The following is a 16,278-nucleotide window of genomic DNA, read 5'->3' as shown; positions in this document are numbered from 1 at the left end:
TTATACTGTGCTGTGGTGCGCCGCGCAAGATGCTGTCTGCAAATATTTGCGCCGTGTGGCCTCGCCGCCGCGCAGATGCCGCTCGGCCTTGTTTTTCTGCACAACAGCCTGTACCTCGGCCCAAAGGCCGGGATTCTGGCGGCGCAGGCGGTGCTGGTCCTTCCAGATCGTGGATTTGCTTACGCCGAACACGGCTGCCGCCGCCCGCACGGTCGCGCCGCTCTGCACAATATACCGCCCCACCGCAGCAGCGCGCTCCTCAGGGTCGCCTTTCATAGCCTGACCTCCTCGCATAGAATTTTCTGTCAAATCCTATGTGAAAAAGTGCGCCGATATGCCGGAAAAAGATGGGCTATAAAATAGAAGGGTCTTAGTGAATCTTATACACCCGGCAGCTGCCGTTTTCGTACAACAGGGGGTACCGCTGCGCATACCATTCCTCGTTGGCATCGGCAAAGCGGCTGTAGACGGAGGAATCGAACACGGCGTACTGTACGCCCCAGATCTGCAGGGTGACAGTGTCGGGCGTTTCATACAGGGTGCGCATGGCATTGTATTCATCGGCGTAGTCCATGCCGTGGTAGTAGACATAGCTGCCCGACCCGCACAGGATCTGCCGCCCCGCCAGTGCAAACACCGGCGTCAGGTGGCTGTCGCTGGTCAAAAACAGCGCATCGCTCTCGGTGTTTTCGTCAATATACGCTGCCAGTGCAATGTCATCGGCGCTCCACTGCTGATAGTCGCTCAGCGCCTCCCGCCCAAGGGTCAGCACGCTGCCGAACATCGCCGCAAAGCAGCAGGCCGCCAGCCCCAGCGTCCGCCAGGGCAGGGCGCGCACCTTTGCAAACAGGTCGGCCAGCAGCTGGGCGGCCAGAACACATCCCAGCATATGCCAGACATACAGCAGCTTGTTGTTGTCATAATTGTTGGGCTGGAATACAACGAGCTCCGCCAGCGTTAAAATCGCCAGCCCGCCGCCGTACAGCCACCGCTGCTTTGGTTTGGCATGTACAAACGCCGGAATCAACAGAAGATACACAAGGCCGATGTTTTTGATGTAGAACCAGAGATAGCTGTCCTTCAGGGTGCCGTCATTCCGGCCGTTGATCCAGTTGAAGTGCAGCCGCAGCATCTGCTGACCGTCCAGACTTTGCGCCAGCACGGTCGGCAGCATCTGGAAAAGCCATGCCGCGCCGCAGACGGCGGCCAGCCCCAGCCAAGGCAGCAGCGTCTCTTTGCGTGCGCCCTGTGTTAATGTGTAAAGCCCGCTCACCAGACAGAGCAGCACCAGCGCCAGTGCGCTGTGCGTGTGCAAAAGCGGCAGAGGCAGCACCAGCAAAGCCAGCCAAAGCCAGAGGCGGCGTTCGCCCTCATAGCAGAACCGCCACAGCAGATACAGGGCGGGCAGCAGCACGCACCAGCCAAAGAGGGTGGCGCGCTGCGGAATCAGCAGATCTGCGATGGGGTTGACCCAGACGATGTTCTTCTCAACAAAATTGGTCGGTGTTGTGTAAAAACCGGTGAAGATGCCCGCAAAATCCGCGGCGGAGCCGAGAAAATACACAAACCCAAACCCACTGCCCATAAAAAACAGATAGAATGCAAGGCTTGCTTTGGCAACGCTGCCCGTCACGCGGCGGGCCAGCTGCCAGAACATGCCGTACACCGAGAGAAAGGCGGGCAGCATCGGCAGCAGGTAGGCGGTGCGCAGATCCGTCCCCAGCAGAAGAAAGACACTGGAGACCGTTTCGCAGAGGAACGGGTAGCCAAACCGGTGTGCGCCGCCCAACAGGGGATAGCGCGGCGGAAATTCACCGCTCTGCGCAATATAGCGGATGAACCCCAGATGCATCGGCATATCGCCGTAGCAGCTCTGCCCGGTGTGGAGGGTGCCGTTTACCATGTGCAGCACATGGGTGTGCAGCAGAAACAGCGTCACGGCGGCCACCGGCAGCAGGCAGGCCCAGCTTGCCCCGCAGTCGGGGTCCTTCGCGGTCCCATGCAGCCGTGTGCCGCACCGCAGCAGCACCCCGCCCAGCACCGCTGCAGCGGCACCCGCCAGCCCGGCGGCCGACAGGGTAAAGCCGAACGGCAGGGCAAACAGGGCGGGCAGCACCGCCAGCAGGGATACCCCAAGCCCGCACCCCAGCGGAAGGAGGACGGCGCTGTCTGCGTCCGGCACGGCCCGGCGCGCCAGCAGCAGACCGACAAAGAGAAACAGGAGCAGATAGCAAACGGATACGATCATGATGAGTCCTATACCCCTTCCAGATCAAACGGCGGGGTGTACTCCTCCCGGGCGCTGCTCTTTTCCTGCATGTAGCCATCGGTCAGCCCCAGCCGGACGGCCTCATCAATGACTTGCCGGTACTCATAGGTCGTGATGCGCCGCCCTAAGCCGTGCTCGGCCGCCTTATAAAAAGGTGTGAACTGGCTCATCAGGCTCGGGATAAATTCCACACCGGTCTCTGCCCGCAGCGCTGCCAGCCGCTGCAGCACCGCGCGGCTGTCCGCTACATGGCCGGGCAGGGCCAGATGCCGCACGATGACGCCCCGCTGCAGGTAGCCGTCTGCATCATAGATCGGCGCGCCGGTCTGCACAAGCATCTCGCGCAGGGCGGCATCTGCCACGGCGGGGTAATCCTGCGCGCAGGAAAGCTGCGCCGCCAGCGTGCTGTCGCAATACTTATAGTCGGTAAGCCAGATGTCCACATACCCGGCCAGTGCGCGGACAGCCTCAACGGTTTCGTAGCCGCCGGTGTTGTAGACAACAGGCAGGGCAAAGCCCGCCGCTCTGGCAGCATCCAGTGCCTCTGTCACCCAGGGCAGATAGTGGGACGCCGTGACCAGATTCAGATTTTTGGCGCCGCCGTTTTGCAGCTGCATAAAAATATCGGCCAGCCGCTCGGCGGTGATCGCCTTGCCCACCTCACCCTGACTGATGGGGTAGTTCTGGCAGTAGCAGCACCGCAGGGTGCAGCCGCTGAAAAACACCGTGCCGCTCCCGGTGGCGGCATCGGGGTCGCCGCTCAGGCAGGGCTCCTCCCAGTGGTGCAGGGCGGCGCGTGCCACCCGCAGGGTATCATCGGCCCCGCAGAAGCCCCGCTGCCCTGCGGCGCGGTCGGCCCCGCAGGCCCGGGGGCAAAGGGTACAGTGGTGCGGCAGCTGCATGGCAAAAACCTCTTTCACAAAAAACTTTTCTATAAGTTTACCACAAACCGGGAAAGTGTGGTATACTATATCTACCAATATCACAAAATAAAGGAGTGTGCTTTTATGTCTACCCCTCATAACCGCGCGGAAAAGGGCGATTTCGCCAAGACCGTTCTGATGCCCGGCGATCCGCTGCGCGCAAAGTTCATCGCGGAAACCTTTCTGGAGGATGTCCGCCTCGTCACCGATGTACGCGGTATGCTCGGCTACACCGGCAGCTATCAGGGCTGCCCCATCAGCGTTATGGGCAGCGGCATGGGCATGCCGTCCATCGGTATCTATTCCTATGAGCTGTACAGTCAGTACGGTGTGGAGAACATCATCCGCATCGGCTCTGCCGGCTCGTATACCGACAAGGCAAAGCTGTTTGATGTCGTGCTGGCCACCGGCGCGTATTCCGAGAGCAACTATGCTGTGACCCAGAGCGGCGACACAGACAACATCCAGACCCCCAGCGCCGAGTTGAACAACGCCCTGCGCCGCAGCGCTGCCGCGGCAGGTGTCCCCCTGATCGAGGGCAATATCCATTCCTCCGATGTGTTCTACCGCCAGCCCAGCGACGCCAGACCGACCTACTGGGAGCGCCTGCGCGATGAAAAGGGCTGTCTGGCTGTTGAGATGGAGAGCTTCGCCCTTTTCCACAATGCAAAGGTGCTGGGCAAGCGGGCAGCCTGCCTGCTGACCATCTCGGACAGCTTTGTCTCGCCGGAAATCACGACCGCCGAGCAGCGCCAGACCAGCTTTACTGCCATGATGCAGGTCGCGCTCGGCGTGGATGCCTTTTTGGAGAAGTAAGCATGGAAAAAGCTGAGATCCGGACCCTGATCCGTGCTGCGTTTGAAGGGCAGGGGTTTGCCTATGCGCCGTATTCCCGCTTCCATGTGGGGGCGGCACTGCGGGCCAAGGACGGCCGTGTGTTCAAGGGCTGCAACATCGAGAATGCAGGCTATACCGCTACGAACTGCGCCGAGCGCACGGCGCTGTTCAAGGCCGTCAGCGAGGGTGTGCGCGAGTTTGACGCTATCGCCATTGTGGGCAGCAAGGCGGGGGAGAAGAACACCCTTGTCACCGGCCCCTGCGGCGTCTGCCGTCAGGCACTCTATGAGTTCGGCGGCCCGGGGCTGACTGTAATCATGGCCAAAAGCGAGGAGGATTACATCGTGACGACCCTCGGAGAGCTGCTGCCCTACGGCTTTGGCCCGGCCAATCTGGAATGACCCCAAAAGCAGGGAAACCATGCCCCTGCAAAGAAACGAATACCAAGGAGATTTTCCCGTACCCATGAAGAAGTTCTTAGCATTGTTCCTGACGCTGACCCTGCTGGCAGGCCTGACTGCCTGCAAGGGCAGAGAAGCCATCGCCGAAGCACAGGTGGTGCATGTCGTGACCGCCCCGACCGATGACGCCACCTTTGTCTATGAGCCGGAGGACCCGACACAGGTGCTGCCGGGCGGGCAGACCATCGCGCTGGTGACCGGCCCCGGCGGCACGGACAGCGGCGAGGATGCCATGCTGTGGCAGGGCGTACAGACCTTTGCCAATACCTACCATTACACGGCCGTAAGCCAGACGGCGGCGGGCAGCACCGCCGATGATGCCGAGGCTGCCCTGCGCGCTGCGGCCGAGAGCGGCGCAAAGCTTGTGGTCTGCCGCGGCGAGGTCATGGGTCAGGCGCTCTACCGCATTCAGGAAAACTACCCGGATGTGCATTACCTGCTGTTTGACGATGAGCCCCATAATGACGACTACAGCGCCTACAAAACGGCCAATCTGGTCCACTGTGTTCTCTTTCAGGAGGAGCAGGCGGGCTATCTTGCGGGCTATGCCGCTGTGACCGAAGGGTATACCGCGCTGGGCTTTGTCGGTACGCGGGAGGTCCCCGGTATTGTGCGCTACGCCACCGGCTTTTTGCAGGGCGCAGAGGCCGCTGCCGAGCAGCAGGGTGAGCGCGTGAGCCTGCAGACATGGTTCGCCGACACGGATACAGTCAACGATGCCATCACCCAGCGGATGATCGACTGGTATAATAACGGAACAACGCTGATCATGGTCAGCGGCGGTGACCTCTATACAGGCGTTGCCAACGCTGTCAACCAGACCGGTGCCAAGGCAATCACGACAGACTGCGACCGCACCGATCAGGGTGACCGTATCCTTGCCAGCGCCGTTAAATGCTACAATGCGGCGGTGCAGCGCGAGCTGTACACCTTCTTTGTGCAGGGCACCTGGGATGCCCAGAGCGCCGGCCAGACCGAGAAGACCGGCTTTACCAACGGCGAGGTGGCGCTGCAGGCCGGCAGCCAGTGGCGGCTGGACAACTTCAGTCAGGAAAGCTACCGCAAGCTGTATGAAAAGCTGCGCACCAGCGCGCTGCGGGTGGATACCTACTCCGACCTTGACACGCTGCCCGACACCCCCAATGTCACACTGACCCGCCTGCGCTGACACAGCCCGCACAGCGGCTTTGTTATGCTTTTGTAATGATTTGTTTAGCGTTTTGTCATTGAATAACCGCCCCAAATGCGGTATACTGAACTTATTACGGCAGGGAACCGCCCTGCCGGACAACTGAAAATCAACCTAAGGAGATTAAAACCATGAAAAAGTTTCTCGCTTTTGTAATGGCTGCCAGCATGGCGCTCTCTCTGGCTGCCTGCGGCGGTTCTACCCCCGCAAGCTCCACGGCCAGCACCACGACGGAGGCTACCTCTGAGGCCGCTGCTTCCACTTCCGGCAGCAAGACCGATGTTGCTTTCGTTACCGATGTAGGCAACATTGATGACCAGTCCTTTAACCAGTACACCTGGCAGGGCGTGCAGGACTTCTGCAGTGCCAACAGCCTGAACGCCAACTACTACCGCCCCACCGAGGACTCCGACGCTGCTCGTCTGGAGCAGATGGACAACGCTGTCAACGATGGCGCTAAGGCCGTCGTTGTTGCCGGCTACCTGTTCGGTTCCTCTATCGCTGAGGCTCAGGCCAAGTACCCCGATGTTCAGTTCCTCGCGCTGGATGTTTCCACCGCTGATCTGGGCGACAAGGCGCCTACCTCCAACACCGCGCTGATCACCTATAAGGAAGAGCAGGCCGGTTATCTGGCCGGCTACGCCGCTGTTTACGATGGCTACAAGGAGCTGGGCTTCCTGGGCGGCATGGCCGTTCCCGCTGTTATCCGTTACGGCTACGGCTTCGTGCAGGGCGCTGATGCTGCTGCCAAGGAGATCGGTGCTACGGATGTCAACATCAAGTACTGGTACTCCGGCGGCTTCGCTGCTACCGATGAGGTCAAGAACAAGATGGATGGCTGGTACTCTGAGGGTACCGAGGTCGTCTTTGCCTGCGGCGGCCCCGTCTGCGAGAGCTGCGATGCTGCTGCACAGGCCAACGGCGGCAAGATGATCGGCGTTGACGTCGACCAGTCCGGCCGGTTCGACACCGTTGTCACCTCTGCCATGAAGGGCCTGGCCGAATCTGTCAACGAGGCCCTGACCGATGCCCTGAACAACGGCTGGAAGTTTACCGATGCCTACGCCGGCAAGCAGGCCGTTCTGGGCGCTGCCGAGAACTGCGTTGGCCTGCCGATGTCTACCAGCAAGTTCACCAAGTTCACGCAGGAGCAGTACGACGCTATGTATGCTGCCATCGTGGACGGCTCTCTGGTCATTGACGACAGCTTTGACGTCGATGTACACCCCGCTGTCACCAATGTGACCGTTGACTATCAGAGCTGATAGCTTAAAAGTGTGACTTTTGACCGCCCCGTGCCTTACCGCACGGGGCGGTTTTTGCGTATAAGGGCAGGGCTGTCCGCGATTTGACAGGCAAAGCGGATGGAATGACCATAATGTGACAACTTTTTGTGCAAAATCTCTTGTACAAAAATGAAATTTTCTGTATAATATAGAGTACTAAATTGTGTACAAGCCTGTACACATCGAAAGGGGCGTGCAACGGTTGACAGAAAATTATGTCATCGAAATGCTGCACATCACCAAGGAGTTCCCCGGCATCAAAGCCAATGATGATATCACCCTGCAGCTGCGCAAGGGCGAGATCCATGCCCTGTTGGGCGAAAACGGCGCCGGTAAATCCACCTTGATGAGTGTGCTGTTCGGCCTGTACCAGCCGGAAAAGGGTGTTATCAAGAAAAACGGGCAGGAGGTCAAGATCAACAACCCGAATGACGCCAACGCGCTGGGCATCGGCATGGTGCATCAGCACTTTAAGCTGGTGGAATGCTTCACCGTGCTGGATAACATCATCCTCGGCGTGGAGGACACAAAGCACGGCTTCCTGCAGAGGGACGAGGCCCGCAAAAAGGTCATGGCGCTGAGTGAAAAATACGGCCTGAAGGTCGATCCCGATGCGCTTGTCAGCGATATTTCGGTCGGCATGCAGCAGCGTGTCGAGATCCTGAAAATGCTTTACCGCGACAATGAAATTCTGATTTTCGATGAGCCTACGGCTGTTTTGACCCCGCAGGAGATCGATGAGCTTATGGAGATCATGCGCGGCTTCAAGGCAGAGGGCAAGAGCATCCTTTTCATCACCCATAAGCTGAACGAGATCATGGCTGTGTCCGACCGCTGCAGCGTCCTGCGCAAGGGCAAGTATATCGGTACGGTAGACATCAAGGACACCACCAAGGAAGAGTTGTCCAAGATGATGGTCGGCCGCGATGTGCAGTTCGCCGTTGAGAAAAAGCCCAGCGAGCCGGGCAAGCCGATTCTTGAGGTGGAGAACCTCGTAGTGCCCAGCAAGGTACACAAGAATAACGCCGTGCGCGGCGTCAGCTTCAATGTCCGCGCGGGCGAGATCGTCTGCATCGCCGGTATTGACGGCAACGGCCAGAGCGAGCTGATCTACGGCATCACGGGACTCGAAAAGCCGACCGGCGGCACAATCAGGCTGGAGGGCAGGGACATCACGAATGCACCCATCCGTGAGCGTTCCAAGGCCGGCATGAGCCATATTCCCGAGGATCGCCATAAGCACGGTCTGGTGCTGGACTATACGCTGGCTGACAATATGGTCCTGCAGCGCTATTGGCAGCCGGAGTTCCAGAACCACGGCTTTATTAAGAAAGGGGCCGTCCTCGACTATGCCGAGCGGCTCATCAAGCAGTACGATGTGCGCAGTGGTCAGGGGCCTGCCACCATCGCCCGCAGTATGTCGGGTGGCAACCAGCAGAAGGCCATCATCGCCCGCGAGGTCGATAAGGACCCGCAGCTGCTCGTTGCCGTGCAGCCCACCCGCGGCCTTGACGTCGGCGCGATCGAGTATATCCACAAGCAGATCGTGGCCGAGCGCGACAAGGGCCGTGCGGTGCTGCTCGTCAGTCTGGAGCTGGACGAGGTCATGAACCTGTCTGATCGCATCCTCGTGATTTACGAGGGGGAGATCGTGGGCGAGTTTGACCCGCGCAAGACCACTGTCGAGGAGTTGGGTCTGTATATGGCCGGCGCGAAGAAGCAAGGGGAGGCGAAAGCATGAGTAAACAGAATAAACAGCCGCTTTTGCAGCACCCCGCTGTAGTAGGCGTGCTGGCAAGCCTTTTGTCCATCGTCATCGGTCTGGTGCTGGGCTTTGTGTTGCTGGTGTTGCTGAACCCCGGCGCGTCCGTGGGCGGCATGAAAGCCATGATGACGACCGGCTTTTCCAATATGGATAAGCTGGGCAAGGTGCTGTATCAGGCAGCGCCGCTGATGATGTGCGGCCTGTCGGTCGGCTTTGCCTTCAAGACCGGCCTGTTCAACATCGGCGCGTCCGGTCAGTATACGATGGGCGCATTCTTCGCACTGCTGTGTGCCATTCAGTTCCAGATGCCGTGGTTCGTCTGCCTGCTGGCGGGCGCTGTCGGCGGTGCGATCTGGGGCATCTTCCCGGGCCTGTTCAAGGCGTACTTCAATGTCAACGAGGTCATCACCGCCATCATGTTCAACTGGATCGGCATGTACCTTGTGAACCTGCTGCTGGCCAACACCCCCACTATGCTGGCTTCTGCCTGGGGCGCGTCCAACTCGGACCGCACGGCGGCGCTGTCCGCTGCAAACCCCGGGGCTGTCCTGCCCAAGGGGCCGTTTGCCGCACTGTTCGGCAATTCGAGCTGGATCAACATTTCTATCATCATTACGATTGTTTTTGCTGTCCTCGTCTGGGTCGTGCTGCAAAAGACCACCTTTGGCTATGAGCTGAAGGCCTGCGGTCTCAGCCGGGATGCCGCCCAGTATGCGGGCATCAATTCCAAGCGCAACATCGTGCTTTCTATGGTCATTTCGGGTGCGCTGTCCGGCATCGGCGGCGGCATCTACTATCTGGCCGGTACGGGGCAGTATGTGCTGGAAAAATCCATTCTCGGCATGGGCTTCAACGGCATTCCCGTGGCGCTGCTGGCCAGCTCCAACCCCATCGGCACGATTTTCTCGGCGCTTTTCATCAGCTATATTCAGGTCGGCGGCGCGGCCATGCAGCCCGCCTACTCCTCGGAGACCATTGACATCGTGATCGCTGTCATCATCTATCTGGCGGCCTTTGCGCTGCTGATGCGCGGCGTGATCGCCAAGGCGGTCTCCGGCCGCAAAGAGAAAGGGGGGCGCTGCCAAATGATGATCGCTGCCAACATTATCAGTCTGACGATTCTGTTCGCAGTGCCGCTGCTGCTCGTCGCGCTGGGCGGTATGTTCAGCGAGCATTCCGGCGTCATCAACATCGCGCTTGAGGGCATGATGATCATCGGCGCGCTGTTCGCCTGCTTCACGCTGCAGGGGCTTGACCAGAGCGGCTTCGGTTCCGCGCACCCGCAGATTTCCATGCTCATCGCCATCCTTGTGGCGGGCGTCACGGGCATGATCTTCTCACTGTTGCTGGGCTTCGCGGCCATCAACCTGAAGGCCGATCAGACCATCGGCGGCACGGCCCTGAACCAGTTTGCGCCCGCCTTCGCCGTTGTTATGACTTGGGCGATTCAGGGTCAGGGCCTGACGACTATCTCGATCCCCAGCTGGGTGCGCATTACCCGCGATACCTTCGGCCTTGCCCCGGTGGACGGCCCCAGCTTCTGGAACAACCTCATCTTCAAGTATTTCTATCTGACGACTCCGGTGGCCATCGTTCTGTTCATCGCAGCCTACATTGTGATGTACAAGACCCGCTTCGGCCTGCGTCTGCGCGCCTGCGGCGAGCATCCTCAGGCGGCGGATTCTGTGGGCATCAATGTCTACAAGATGCGCTACGCCGGTGTGCTCATCTCCGGTTTCCTCGGCGGTGTCGGCGGTCTGGCCTACACGGTGGCGGCCGGCTCCGGCTTCAACTCCGATGTCGGCGGCTACGGCTTCCTGGCGCTGGCTGTCATGATCTTCGGCAACTGGAAACCATTCCCGATTCTGGCCTCGTCGCTCTTCTTCGCACTGTTCAAGGTCATTGCGGCGTACTCTTCGTCGCTGTCCTTCCTGCCGAAGTTTGAGGGTGTCAAGGAGATCTCCAACTTCTACCAGATGCTGCCGTATATCGTCACGATGATCGTGCTGATCTTTACCTCCAAAAACTCTCAGGCCCCCAAGGCCGAGGGTATCCCCTACGATAAGGGCAGCCGCTGATACAAACGATACACAGGCCGCCCGACGCCTACAGCCGGGCGGCCTGTGCTTTTTTGAAGGAGACAAGCTTATGCGAATGTATGATATTATCGCCAAAAAACGCGATGGCGGCACGCTGAACCGTGAGGAGCTTTCCTTTGCGGTCAACGGCTATGTGGCCGGGGATGTGCCAGACTACCAGATGTCGGCGCTGCTCATGGCCATCTATCTGCGCGGCATGACCGATGAGGAGACTGCCGTACTGACCGATGTCATGGCCCGCTCCGGCGATATGGTCGATCTGTCCGCCATCGCGGGCATCAAGGCGGACAAGCACTCCACCGGCGGCGTGGGGGACAAGACCACGCTCGTCATTGCGCCCATCGTGGCGGCCTGCGGCGTCAAGATCGCCAAGATGAGCGGGCGCGGGCTGGGCCACACCGGCGGCACCATCGACAAGATGGAGGCAGTGCCCGGCACCCGCACCAGCCTGACACAGGAGGAGTTTTTTAAGCAGGTCAATGAGATCGGTATTTCGGTTATCGGACAGAGCGGCAAGATCGCTGCGGCTGACAAAAAGATCTACGCCCTGCGCGATGTGACCGCCACGGTCGGCTGTATTCCGCTGATTGCATCCTCCATCATGTCCAAAAAGCTCGCGGCCGGTTCAGACGCCATTTTGCTCGATGTGACGATGGGGGACGGCGCCTTCATGAAGGATCTGGACAGCGCCCTTGAGTTGGCGCGCCAGATGGTCGCAATCGGCACGGCGCACGGTCGCAAGGTCGCGGCGCTCATTACCGATATGGATAAGCCCTTGGGCAAAAACATCGGCAACTCGCTTGAAGTAGCCGAGAGCATGGCCGTCCTGCAGGGCAGGGGCCCGGCCGATCTGACCGAGGTATGCCTGCAGCTGGCTAGCAATATGCTGGTGCTGGCGGGCAAGGGCGATATGCCGACCTGCCGCAAGCTGGCTGAGGGCGTCATCGCCGACGGCTCCGCTTTTGAAAAGTGCTGCCAGATGTTTGCCGCGCAGGGCGGCGACATCAGCGTGCTGAAGGACGCCAGCAAATTCCGAAAGGCAAAGTACAGCTATGAGCTGACCGCCCCCGCCGATGGATACATTTACAAAAACGATGTCGAGCGCATCGGCAATGCCAGCGTTTTGCTGGGTGCAGGCCGCATCAAGAAGGAGGACAGCATCGACTTTGCCGCAGGCATCACGATGCACAAAAAGCTGGGCGATCATGTCAGTGCAGGAGAGAGCATCTGCACCCTCTACGCCGATGACGAGGCTCTGTTTGCCCCCGCGGAGGAGATGTACCGCGGCGGTCTTGTCATCCGTGACGAAAAGCCCACCGTCCCGCCGCTGATCTACGCCCGCGTTACCAGTGAAGGGGTAGAAAAATTCTAAATTGAAAATCCCTTCCTCACAAACAACAAAAAATTCCTGCAACATTTTCTGCGTTGCAGGAATTTTTTATTTCCTCTTTCTCCTCAGCCAGAATACCTTCCACTTGCCATACCCATTCGCCTTGTCCTCGGCAAATTCCTCAGTCTGGACGTAATGCTTAAATGCATCGTCAAACTGCAAGGCGCCGTCCTCGGCGCGGATGTCAGTCAACACGCGGGGGATCGCTTTTTGCTGGCTTTCAAACTCCGGCTCGTGATCCCACAAAATTTTCCCATCTGCGTCAAAGCCGTGGGCCCATACGCTGAACACAAGGCAGGCGGCCTCGCCGTAGCAGTACCGCTCAAAGCGGATGCGCCCGTCCAGATAGAACAGCAGGCAATCGCGGAAGTGGGTCTCAAGTTCTTTTTCATAGCGGCGTCCGCATCCGGACCCGGCAAAATCGGCAGCGTTGGCAGTCATCGTGTGCCCCTCCTGTACTAAGATGAAACTATTATACTGCAAGCGCCGGCGTTTCGCAAGGCGGGCTTACAGCGGCGGGCTGGTTGACCTTCGGGGGACGCCCCGCAGCGATGGGGATTTTTTCATTTCCCACAAAAAATCATCTGGATTTTAGTGGATTTTTTTGGTATAACCCTGTATAATATTTATTATACATAGGTAAAGGGGGCAGTGTGCCCATGAAAGAAATGAATCTGCCTGCCGTGACTGCCATTGTGGTGGCTGCGGGGGCATCCCGTAGAATGGGGTTTGACAAACTCAGCTTCCGCCTGCCGGATGGCCGCACCGTGCTGGAAACCAGCTGCGCCGCGCTGGCCGCCCACCCGGCTGTCACCCAGCTCGTGTTGGTTTGCGGCGGCAACCGCGCCGCCTGCGAGGCCATCGCCGTGCATTGCCCCAAGCCCTGCACGGTCGTGCAGGGCGGTGCGACCCGCGCCGACAGTGTGCGCAGCGGCCTTGCTGCGGCAGAGGGGGAGCTGGTTGCCATCCATGATGCTGCCCGCCCCTTCGTCAGCAAGGCGGTCATCGATGCCGCGCTGATGGCTGCGGCGGCGGACGGCGCGGCGGCACCCGCCGTGCCTGTCAAGGATACCATCAAGATCGCGGACGGGGCAGGCCGTGTAGCTGCAACGCCCGACCGCGCATCGCTCTATGCTGTGCAGACGCCGCAGTGCTTCCGCCGCAGCCTGTATCTGCAGGCGCTGTCGGCAGTTACCGGCGAAAAGGCAAGCCTTGTCACCGATGATTGCAGCCTGTTTGAGCTGGCGGGCCTGCCCGTCACCCTGACCGAGGGCGATTACGCCAACTACAAGATCACCACCAAAGAGGATCTACAAAAGGAGAAAACCATGCGCATTGGCCACGGATATGATGTTCACCGCTTAGTAGAGGACCGCAAGCTCATTCTGGGCGGCGTTGAGATCCCGTTTGAAAAGGGCCTGCTGGGTCATTCCGATGCCGATGTGTTGCTGCACGCGGTCATGGATGCCGTGCTGGGTGCGGCGGCGCTGGGGGACATCGGTCAGCATTTCCCCGACAACGACCCCGCCTACAAGGGTGCGGACTCGCTGCAGCTGACCCGCGAGGTGGCAAAGATCATCGCCGCCCACGGCTACAGGGTCGGCAACATTGATGCAACGATTCTTTGCCAGCGCCCGAAGCTGGCCCCCCACATCCCCGCAATGCGCGAGAAGATTGCCGATGCCTTCGGTCTGCCGGCGGACGCCGTCAGCGTCAAGGCCACGACCGAGGAGCATCTCGGCTTTACCGGCGAGGGTCTTGGCATTGCCGCCCACGCCGTTGCACTGATCGAGTGAAACCATCATCCTGACCCGGAAAGGGGGACGCGGCAACCATGCTGCCCAACCAGACGCTCAACGCTATTTTAAGCAGTTTGCGCACCTTTGACCCGCTGTCCGACACGCTGGACATCCTGATCATATCGTTTGTGTTTTACCAGCTTTTGCAGTTCGCCCGCAAATCCCGCGCGGGCCAGCTTGTCAAGGGCATCCTTCTGATTCTGGTGTTCTACGGTCTGGCGGTTATGCTGAACCTAAAGACCGTCACATGGGCGCTGAACAATGTCATCACCATCGGCTTTATGGCTGCGGTGGTCATCTTCCAGCCGGAGCTGCGCCGCACGCTGGAGCGGATGGGCCAAAGCACGATGTGGGCCAACCTGATGCTCGGCAATCGGCGCAGCGACCCCTCGCTGCGCGGTGCATGGCAGAGCGCTGTCGTTGCAATCTGCGATGCGGCAGAGCAGCTTTCGGACACCCGCACGGGCGCCCTGATGGTGCTTGAGCGCAACAACAATCTGGACGAGATCATCCGCACCGGCACGCCGATGCACGCCGATGTGATCCCCGAAATGCTGGGAACGATCTTCTATGAGGGGACGCCCCTGCATGACGGTGCAGTCGTGATTCGGGACGGTGTGATCGTTGCGGCCGGCTGCGTGCTGCCGCTGTCCAACAACCTCGAGATGGGCAAGGATATGGGTACCCGCCACCGCGCCGGTCTTGGTATGAGTGAGAATTCCGATGCCATCGTTGTCATTGTCAGTGAGGAGACCGGCATTATCTCGATGGCCAAAAACGGCGTTCTGATCCGCCGTCTGGACCGTCAGAACCTGTTCAATCTGCTGCAGGAGGAGATCGTTCCCCCTGAGGAAGCCGAGGCCGAAAAGGCCTCGCCGCTGCAAAGGCTGCTGCGCAAGGGAGGTGCACTGAACCATGCCAAGCCCGAATAAGCCCGCCGCCCCGGGGCCGATGGGGGCAGTGCCCAAGGGACCGCGCACCTTCTGGAACAACCCAGTCTTTATGATGGTGCTGGCGCTCATCATGGGCTTTGCGACTTGGACCATTGTAACGGTCTACATCGACCCCCAAGGCTCCAAGACAGTGACCAAGGTACCCATCAACTACACCAGCGGTGCCTCCGCCTACACCTCTCAGGGGCTGGACATCGTGGAAAAGCCTGACCTCGAGGGCGTTACCGTCAAGGTCGAGGGCAATGGCACGATCATCGGCAACATTCAGAACTCCGACATCATGGTCTATCCCAGCTATGCCGGTGTCAGCGGCCCGGGCAAGGTGACGCTGCGCCTGCAGGCCCGCGTGACCAACACGACCGACTTCCCCGGGGACATCGAGTGTACGGTCGAAAGCCCCGATACGATTGATGTTGTCTTTGATGAGGTGAGCGAAAAGACCTTCCCGGTCACGGTGGACGCCTCCGCCGTGCCGATCTCCAACGGCTATATGCTCAATAAGACCACTGCTGTGCCCGCTGAGATCACGCTGCGCGGCCCCACGAGCGAACTGGATCAGGTGTCCAGCATCGTGGCCCCTGTGCAGATCGACGGCGAGTTGGCCGATACCACGACCGTGCCCGCAACCCTGCAGCTGCGGGATGAGGTCGGCAATGTCTTTACGCCGCAGTATATCTCGATGGAGAGCGACTCCGCCAATGTGACACTGACCGTTTATCAGGTGCGGGAGCTGCCGCTCAAGGTGGACTTCATCGGCACGCCGAACGGCTTTGATGTGGAAAGCCTGCATTATTCGCTCACCCAACAGACGCTGCGCGTGGCAGGCCCGGCCCGCACCATCAGCACGCTGGAATCCCTGACCGTCACCGATTTTGACCTTGCCCGCGAGTTTGAGCCGGGCCGCGACTACCAGCGTCTGATTGAGCTGCCGGCCGGTATCGTTTCGCTGGACGGTGTGACCAATGTGACGCTGGATTTTGACACCTCCGAGATGGGCTCCACCAAGCTGAATGTATCGAACATCCGCGCCATCAATGTGCCCAGCAACTATGAGCTGCAGATACTCTCCAGCCTTGTCAGCGGCGTCACGCTCTACGGCCCGGCGGATGAGATCGAAAAGCTGAACGCCGACAGCATTGTGGCGCAGATCGACTGCCAGAGCCTGAACCTGACAGTGGGCCAGCAGACGATTGCCGTCAGCATCCAGATCCCGTCCGCGACCCGCATCTTTGCCACCGGCAGCTATACCGTCCAGTGCGAGGTCACATCGAAGTAACGCAACGCAGTAGGGGCCGGGCATGCCCGGC

The 16,278-nt window shown here is 59.7% G+C and carries 14 protein-coding genes and 1 pseudogene; 11 read left to right on the top strand and 4 right to left on the bottom strand.

Annotated elements, in window-relative coordinates:
- The 3 genes from OGM67_04365 to OGM67_04355 all read right to left on the bottom strand — a co-directional run bounded on the left by OGM67_04365 (position 1) and on the right by OGM67_04355 (position 3,171).
- Positions 1-276: a sporulation transcriptional regulator SpoIIID gene (locus OGM67_04365; protein ID UYJ35570.1), complete on the bottom strand. Its 276-nt coding sequence runs from the start codon at positions 274-276 to the stop codon at positions 1-3.
- Between the two features lie 94 nt (positions 277-370).
- Positions 371-2,248 carry a hypothetical protein gene (locus OGM67_04360; GenBank protein UYJ35569.1) on the bottom strand — a complete coding sequence of 626 codons (1,878 nt, stop codon included), beginning with the start codon at positions 2,246-2,248 and terminating at the stop codon, positions 371-373.
- An 8-nt stretch (positions 2,249-2,256) separates the two neighbouring features.
- Entirely contained in the window at positions 2,257-3,171 is a 915-nt protein-coding gene (locus OGM67_04355; protein ID UYJ36189.1) for a radical SAM protein, read from the bottom strand.
- A 105-nt stretch (positions 3,172-3,276) separates the two neighbouring features.
- Here OGM67_04355 and deoD point away from each other — a divergent pair, with 105 nt between their 5' ends.
- From deoD to OGM67_04315, 8 genes and pseudogenes are all read left to right on the top strand, one after another.
- A complete protein-coding gene (deoD, locus tag OGM67_04350) occupies positions 3,277-4,008 on the top strand; it encodes a purine-nucleoside phosphorylase (GenBank protein ID UYJ35568.1) in 732 nt (243 codons plus the stop codon).
- A 2-nt stretch (positions 4,009-4,010) separates the two neighbouring features.
- On the top strand, positions 4,011-4,430 hold the full coding sequence (locus OGM67_04345) for a cytidine deaminase (protein UYJ35567.1): 420 nt from the start codon (positions 4,011-4,013) through the stop codon (positions 4,428-4,430).
- A gap of 64 nt (positions 4,431-4,494) precedes the next feature.
- Positions 4,495-5,658 carry a BMP family ABC transporter substrate-binding protein gene (locus OGM67_04340; protein UYJ35566.1) on the top strand — a complete coding sequence of 388 codons (1,164 nt, stop codon included), beginning with the start codon at positions 4,495-4,497 and terminating at the stop codon, positions 5,656-5,658.
- Positions 5,659-5,810: 152 nt separating this feature from the next.
- Positions 5,811-6,944, top strand: coding sequence for a BMP family ABC transporter substrate-binding protein (locus tag OGM67_04335; protein UYJ35565.1), 1,134 nt, complete (start codon positions 5,811-5,813; stop codon positions 6,942-6,944).
- A gap of 247 nt (positions 6,945-7,191) precedes the next feature.
- Positions 7,192-8,706 carry an ABC transporter ATP-binding protein gene (locus OGM67_04330; protein UYJ36188.1) on the top strand — a complete coding sequence of 505 codons (1,515 nt, stop codon included), beginning with the start codon at positions 7,192-7,194 and terminating at the stop codon, positions 8,704-8,706.
- Between the two features lie 215 nt (positions 8,707-8,921).
- Positions 8,922-9,680: pseudogene (locus OGM67_04325) on the top strand (ABC transporter permease).
- Positions 9,681-9,815: 135 nt separating this feature from the next.
- Positions 9,816-10,808: an ABC transporter permease gene (locus tag OGM67_04320; protein UYJ36187.1), complete on the top strand. Its 993-nt coding sequence runs from the start codon at positions 9,816-9,818 to the stop codon at positions 10,806-10,808.
- 70 nt (positions 10,809-10,878) lie between these two features.
- On the top strand, positions 10,879-12,201 hold the full coding sequence (locus tag OGM67_04315; protein ID UYJ35564.1) for a pyrimidine-nucleoside phosphorylase: 1,323 nt from the start codon (positions 10,879-10,881) through the stop codon (positions 12,199-12,201).
- A 66-nt stretch (positions 12,202-12,267) separates the two neighbouring features.
- On the opposite strand, the gene OGM67_04310 is transcribed toward OGM67_04315, so the two are convergent.
- Positions 12,268-12,660: a hypothetical protein gene (locus tag OGM67_04310; protein UYJ35563.1), complete on the bottom strand. Its 393-nt coding sequence runs from the start codon at positions 12,658-12,660 to the stop codon at positions 12,268-12,270.
- Between the two features lie 218 nt (positions 12,661-12,878).
- On the opposite strand from OGM67_04310, the gene ispF reads away from it, so the two are divergent.
- The 3 genes from ispF to OGM67_04295 are packed head-to-tail and all read left to right on the top strand — an operon-like array spanning position 12,879 to position 16,247.
- A complete protein-coding gene (gene ispF, locus OGM67_04305; protein UYJ35562.1) occupies positions 12,879-14,015 on the top strand; it encodes a 2-C-methyl-D-erythritol 2,4-cyclodiphosphate synthase in 1,137 nt (378 codons plus the stop codon).
- A gap of 38 nt (positions 14,016-14,053) precedes the next feature.
- A complete protein-coding gene (gene cdaA, locus OGM67_04300; protein ID UYJ35561.1) occupies positions 14,054-14,950 on the top strand; it encodes a diadenylate cyclase CdaA in 897 nt (298 codons plus the stop codon).
- The gene (locus OGM67_04295; GenBank protein ID UYJ35560.1) at positions 14,934-16,247 is read left to right on the top strand and encodes a CdaR family protein; all 1,314 of its coding nucleotides are present in this window, start codon (positions 14,934-14,936) and stop codon (positions 16,245-16,247) included. Before cdaA ends, OGM67_04295 begins: the two co-directional genes overlap by 17 nt.
- Positions 16,248-16,278 lie beyond the last annotated feature (31 nt).

Source organism: Oscillospiraceae bacterium (assembly GCA_025757985.1).
Classification (GTDB): Bacteria; Bacillota; Clostridia; order Oscillospirales; family Ruminococcaceae; genus Gemmiger.
Note: the sequence above shows the minus strand (reverse complement) of the source record. Positions and strands in the feature narration are given on the sequence as shown.

Bases quoted from the DNA above. Each gene is read 5' to 3' on its own strand.
- OGM67_04365 (UYJ35570.1), bottom strand. From the start codon at position 276: ATGAAAGGCGACCCTGAGGAGCGCGCTGCTGCGGTGGGGCGGTATATT.
- OGM67_04360 (UYJ35569.1), bottom strand. From the start codon at position 2,248: ATGATCGTATCCGTTTGCTATCTGCTCCTGTTTCTCTTTGTCGGTCTG.
- OGM67_04355 (UYJ36189.1), bottom strand. From the start codon at position 3,171: ATGCAGCTGCCGCACCACTGTACCCTTTGCCCCCGGGCCTGCGGGGCC.
- deoD (UYJ35568.1), top strand. From the start codon at position 3,277: ATGTCTACCCCTCATAACCGCGCGGAAAAGGGCGATTTCGCCAAGACC.
- OGM67_04345 (UYJ35567.1), top strand. From the start codon at position 4,011: ATGGAAAAAGCTGAGATCCGGACCCTGATCCGTGCTGCGTTTGAAGGG.
- OGM67_04340 (UYJ35566.1), top strand. From the start codon at position 4,495: ATGAAGAAGTTCTTAGCATTGTTCCTGACGCTGACCCTGCTGGCAGGC.
- OGM67_04335 (UYJ35565.1), top strand. From the start codon at position 5,811: ATGAAAAAGTTTCTCGCTTTTGTAATGGCTGCCAGCATGGCGCTCTCT.
- OGM67_04330 (UYJ36188.1), top strand. From the start codon at position 7,192: ATGCTGCACATCACCAAGGAGTTCCCCGGCATCAAAGCCAATGATGAT.
- OGM67_04320 (UYJ36187.1), top strand. From the start codon at position 9,816: ATGATGATCGCTGCCAACATTATCAGTCTGACGATTCTGTTCGCAGTG.
- OGM67_04315 (UYJ35564.1), top strand. From the start codon at position 10,879: ATGCGAATGTATGATATTATCGCCAAAAAACGCGATGGCGGCACGCTG.
- OGM67_04310 (UYJ35563.1), bottom strand. From the start codon at position 12,660: ATGACTGCCAACGCTGCCGATTTTGCCGGGTCCGGATGCGGACGCCGC.
- ispF (UYJ35562.1), top strand. From the start codon at position 12,879: ATGAAAGAAATGAATCTGCCTGCCGTGACTGCCATTGTGGTGGCTGCG.
- cdaA (UYJ35561.1), top strand. From the start codon at position 14,054: ATGCTGCCCAACCAGACGCTCAACGCTATTTTAAGCAGTTTGCGCACC.
- OGM67_04295 (UYJ35560.1), top strand. From the start codon at position 14,934: ATGCCAAGCCCGAATAAGCCCGCCGCCCCGGGGCCGATGGGGGCAGTG.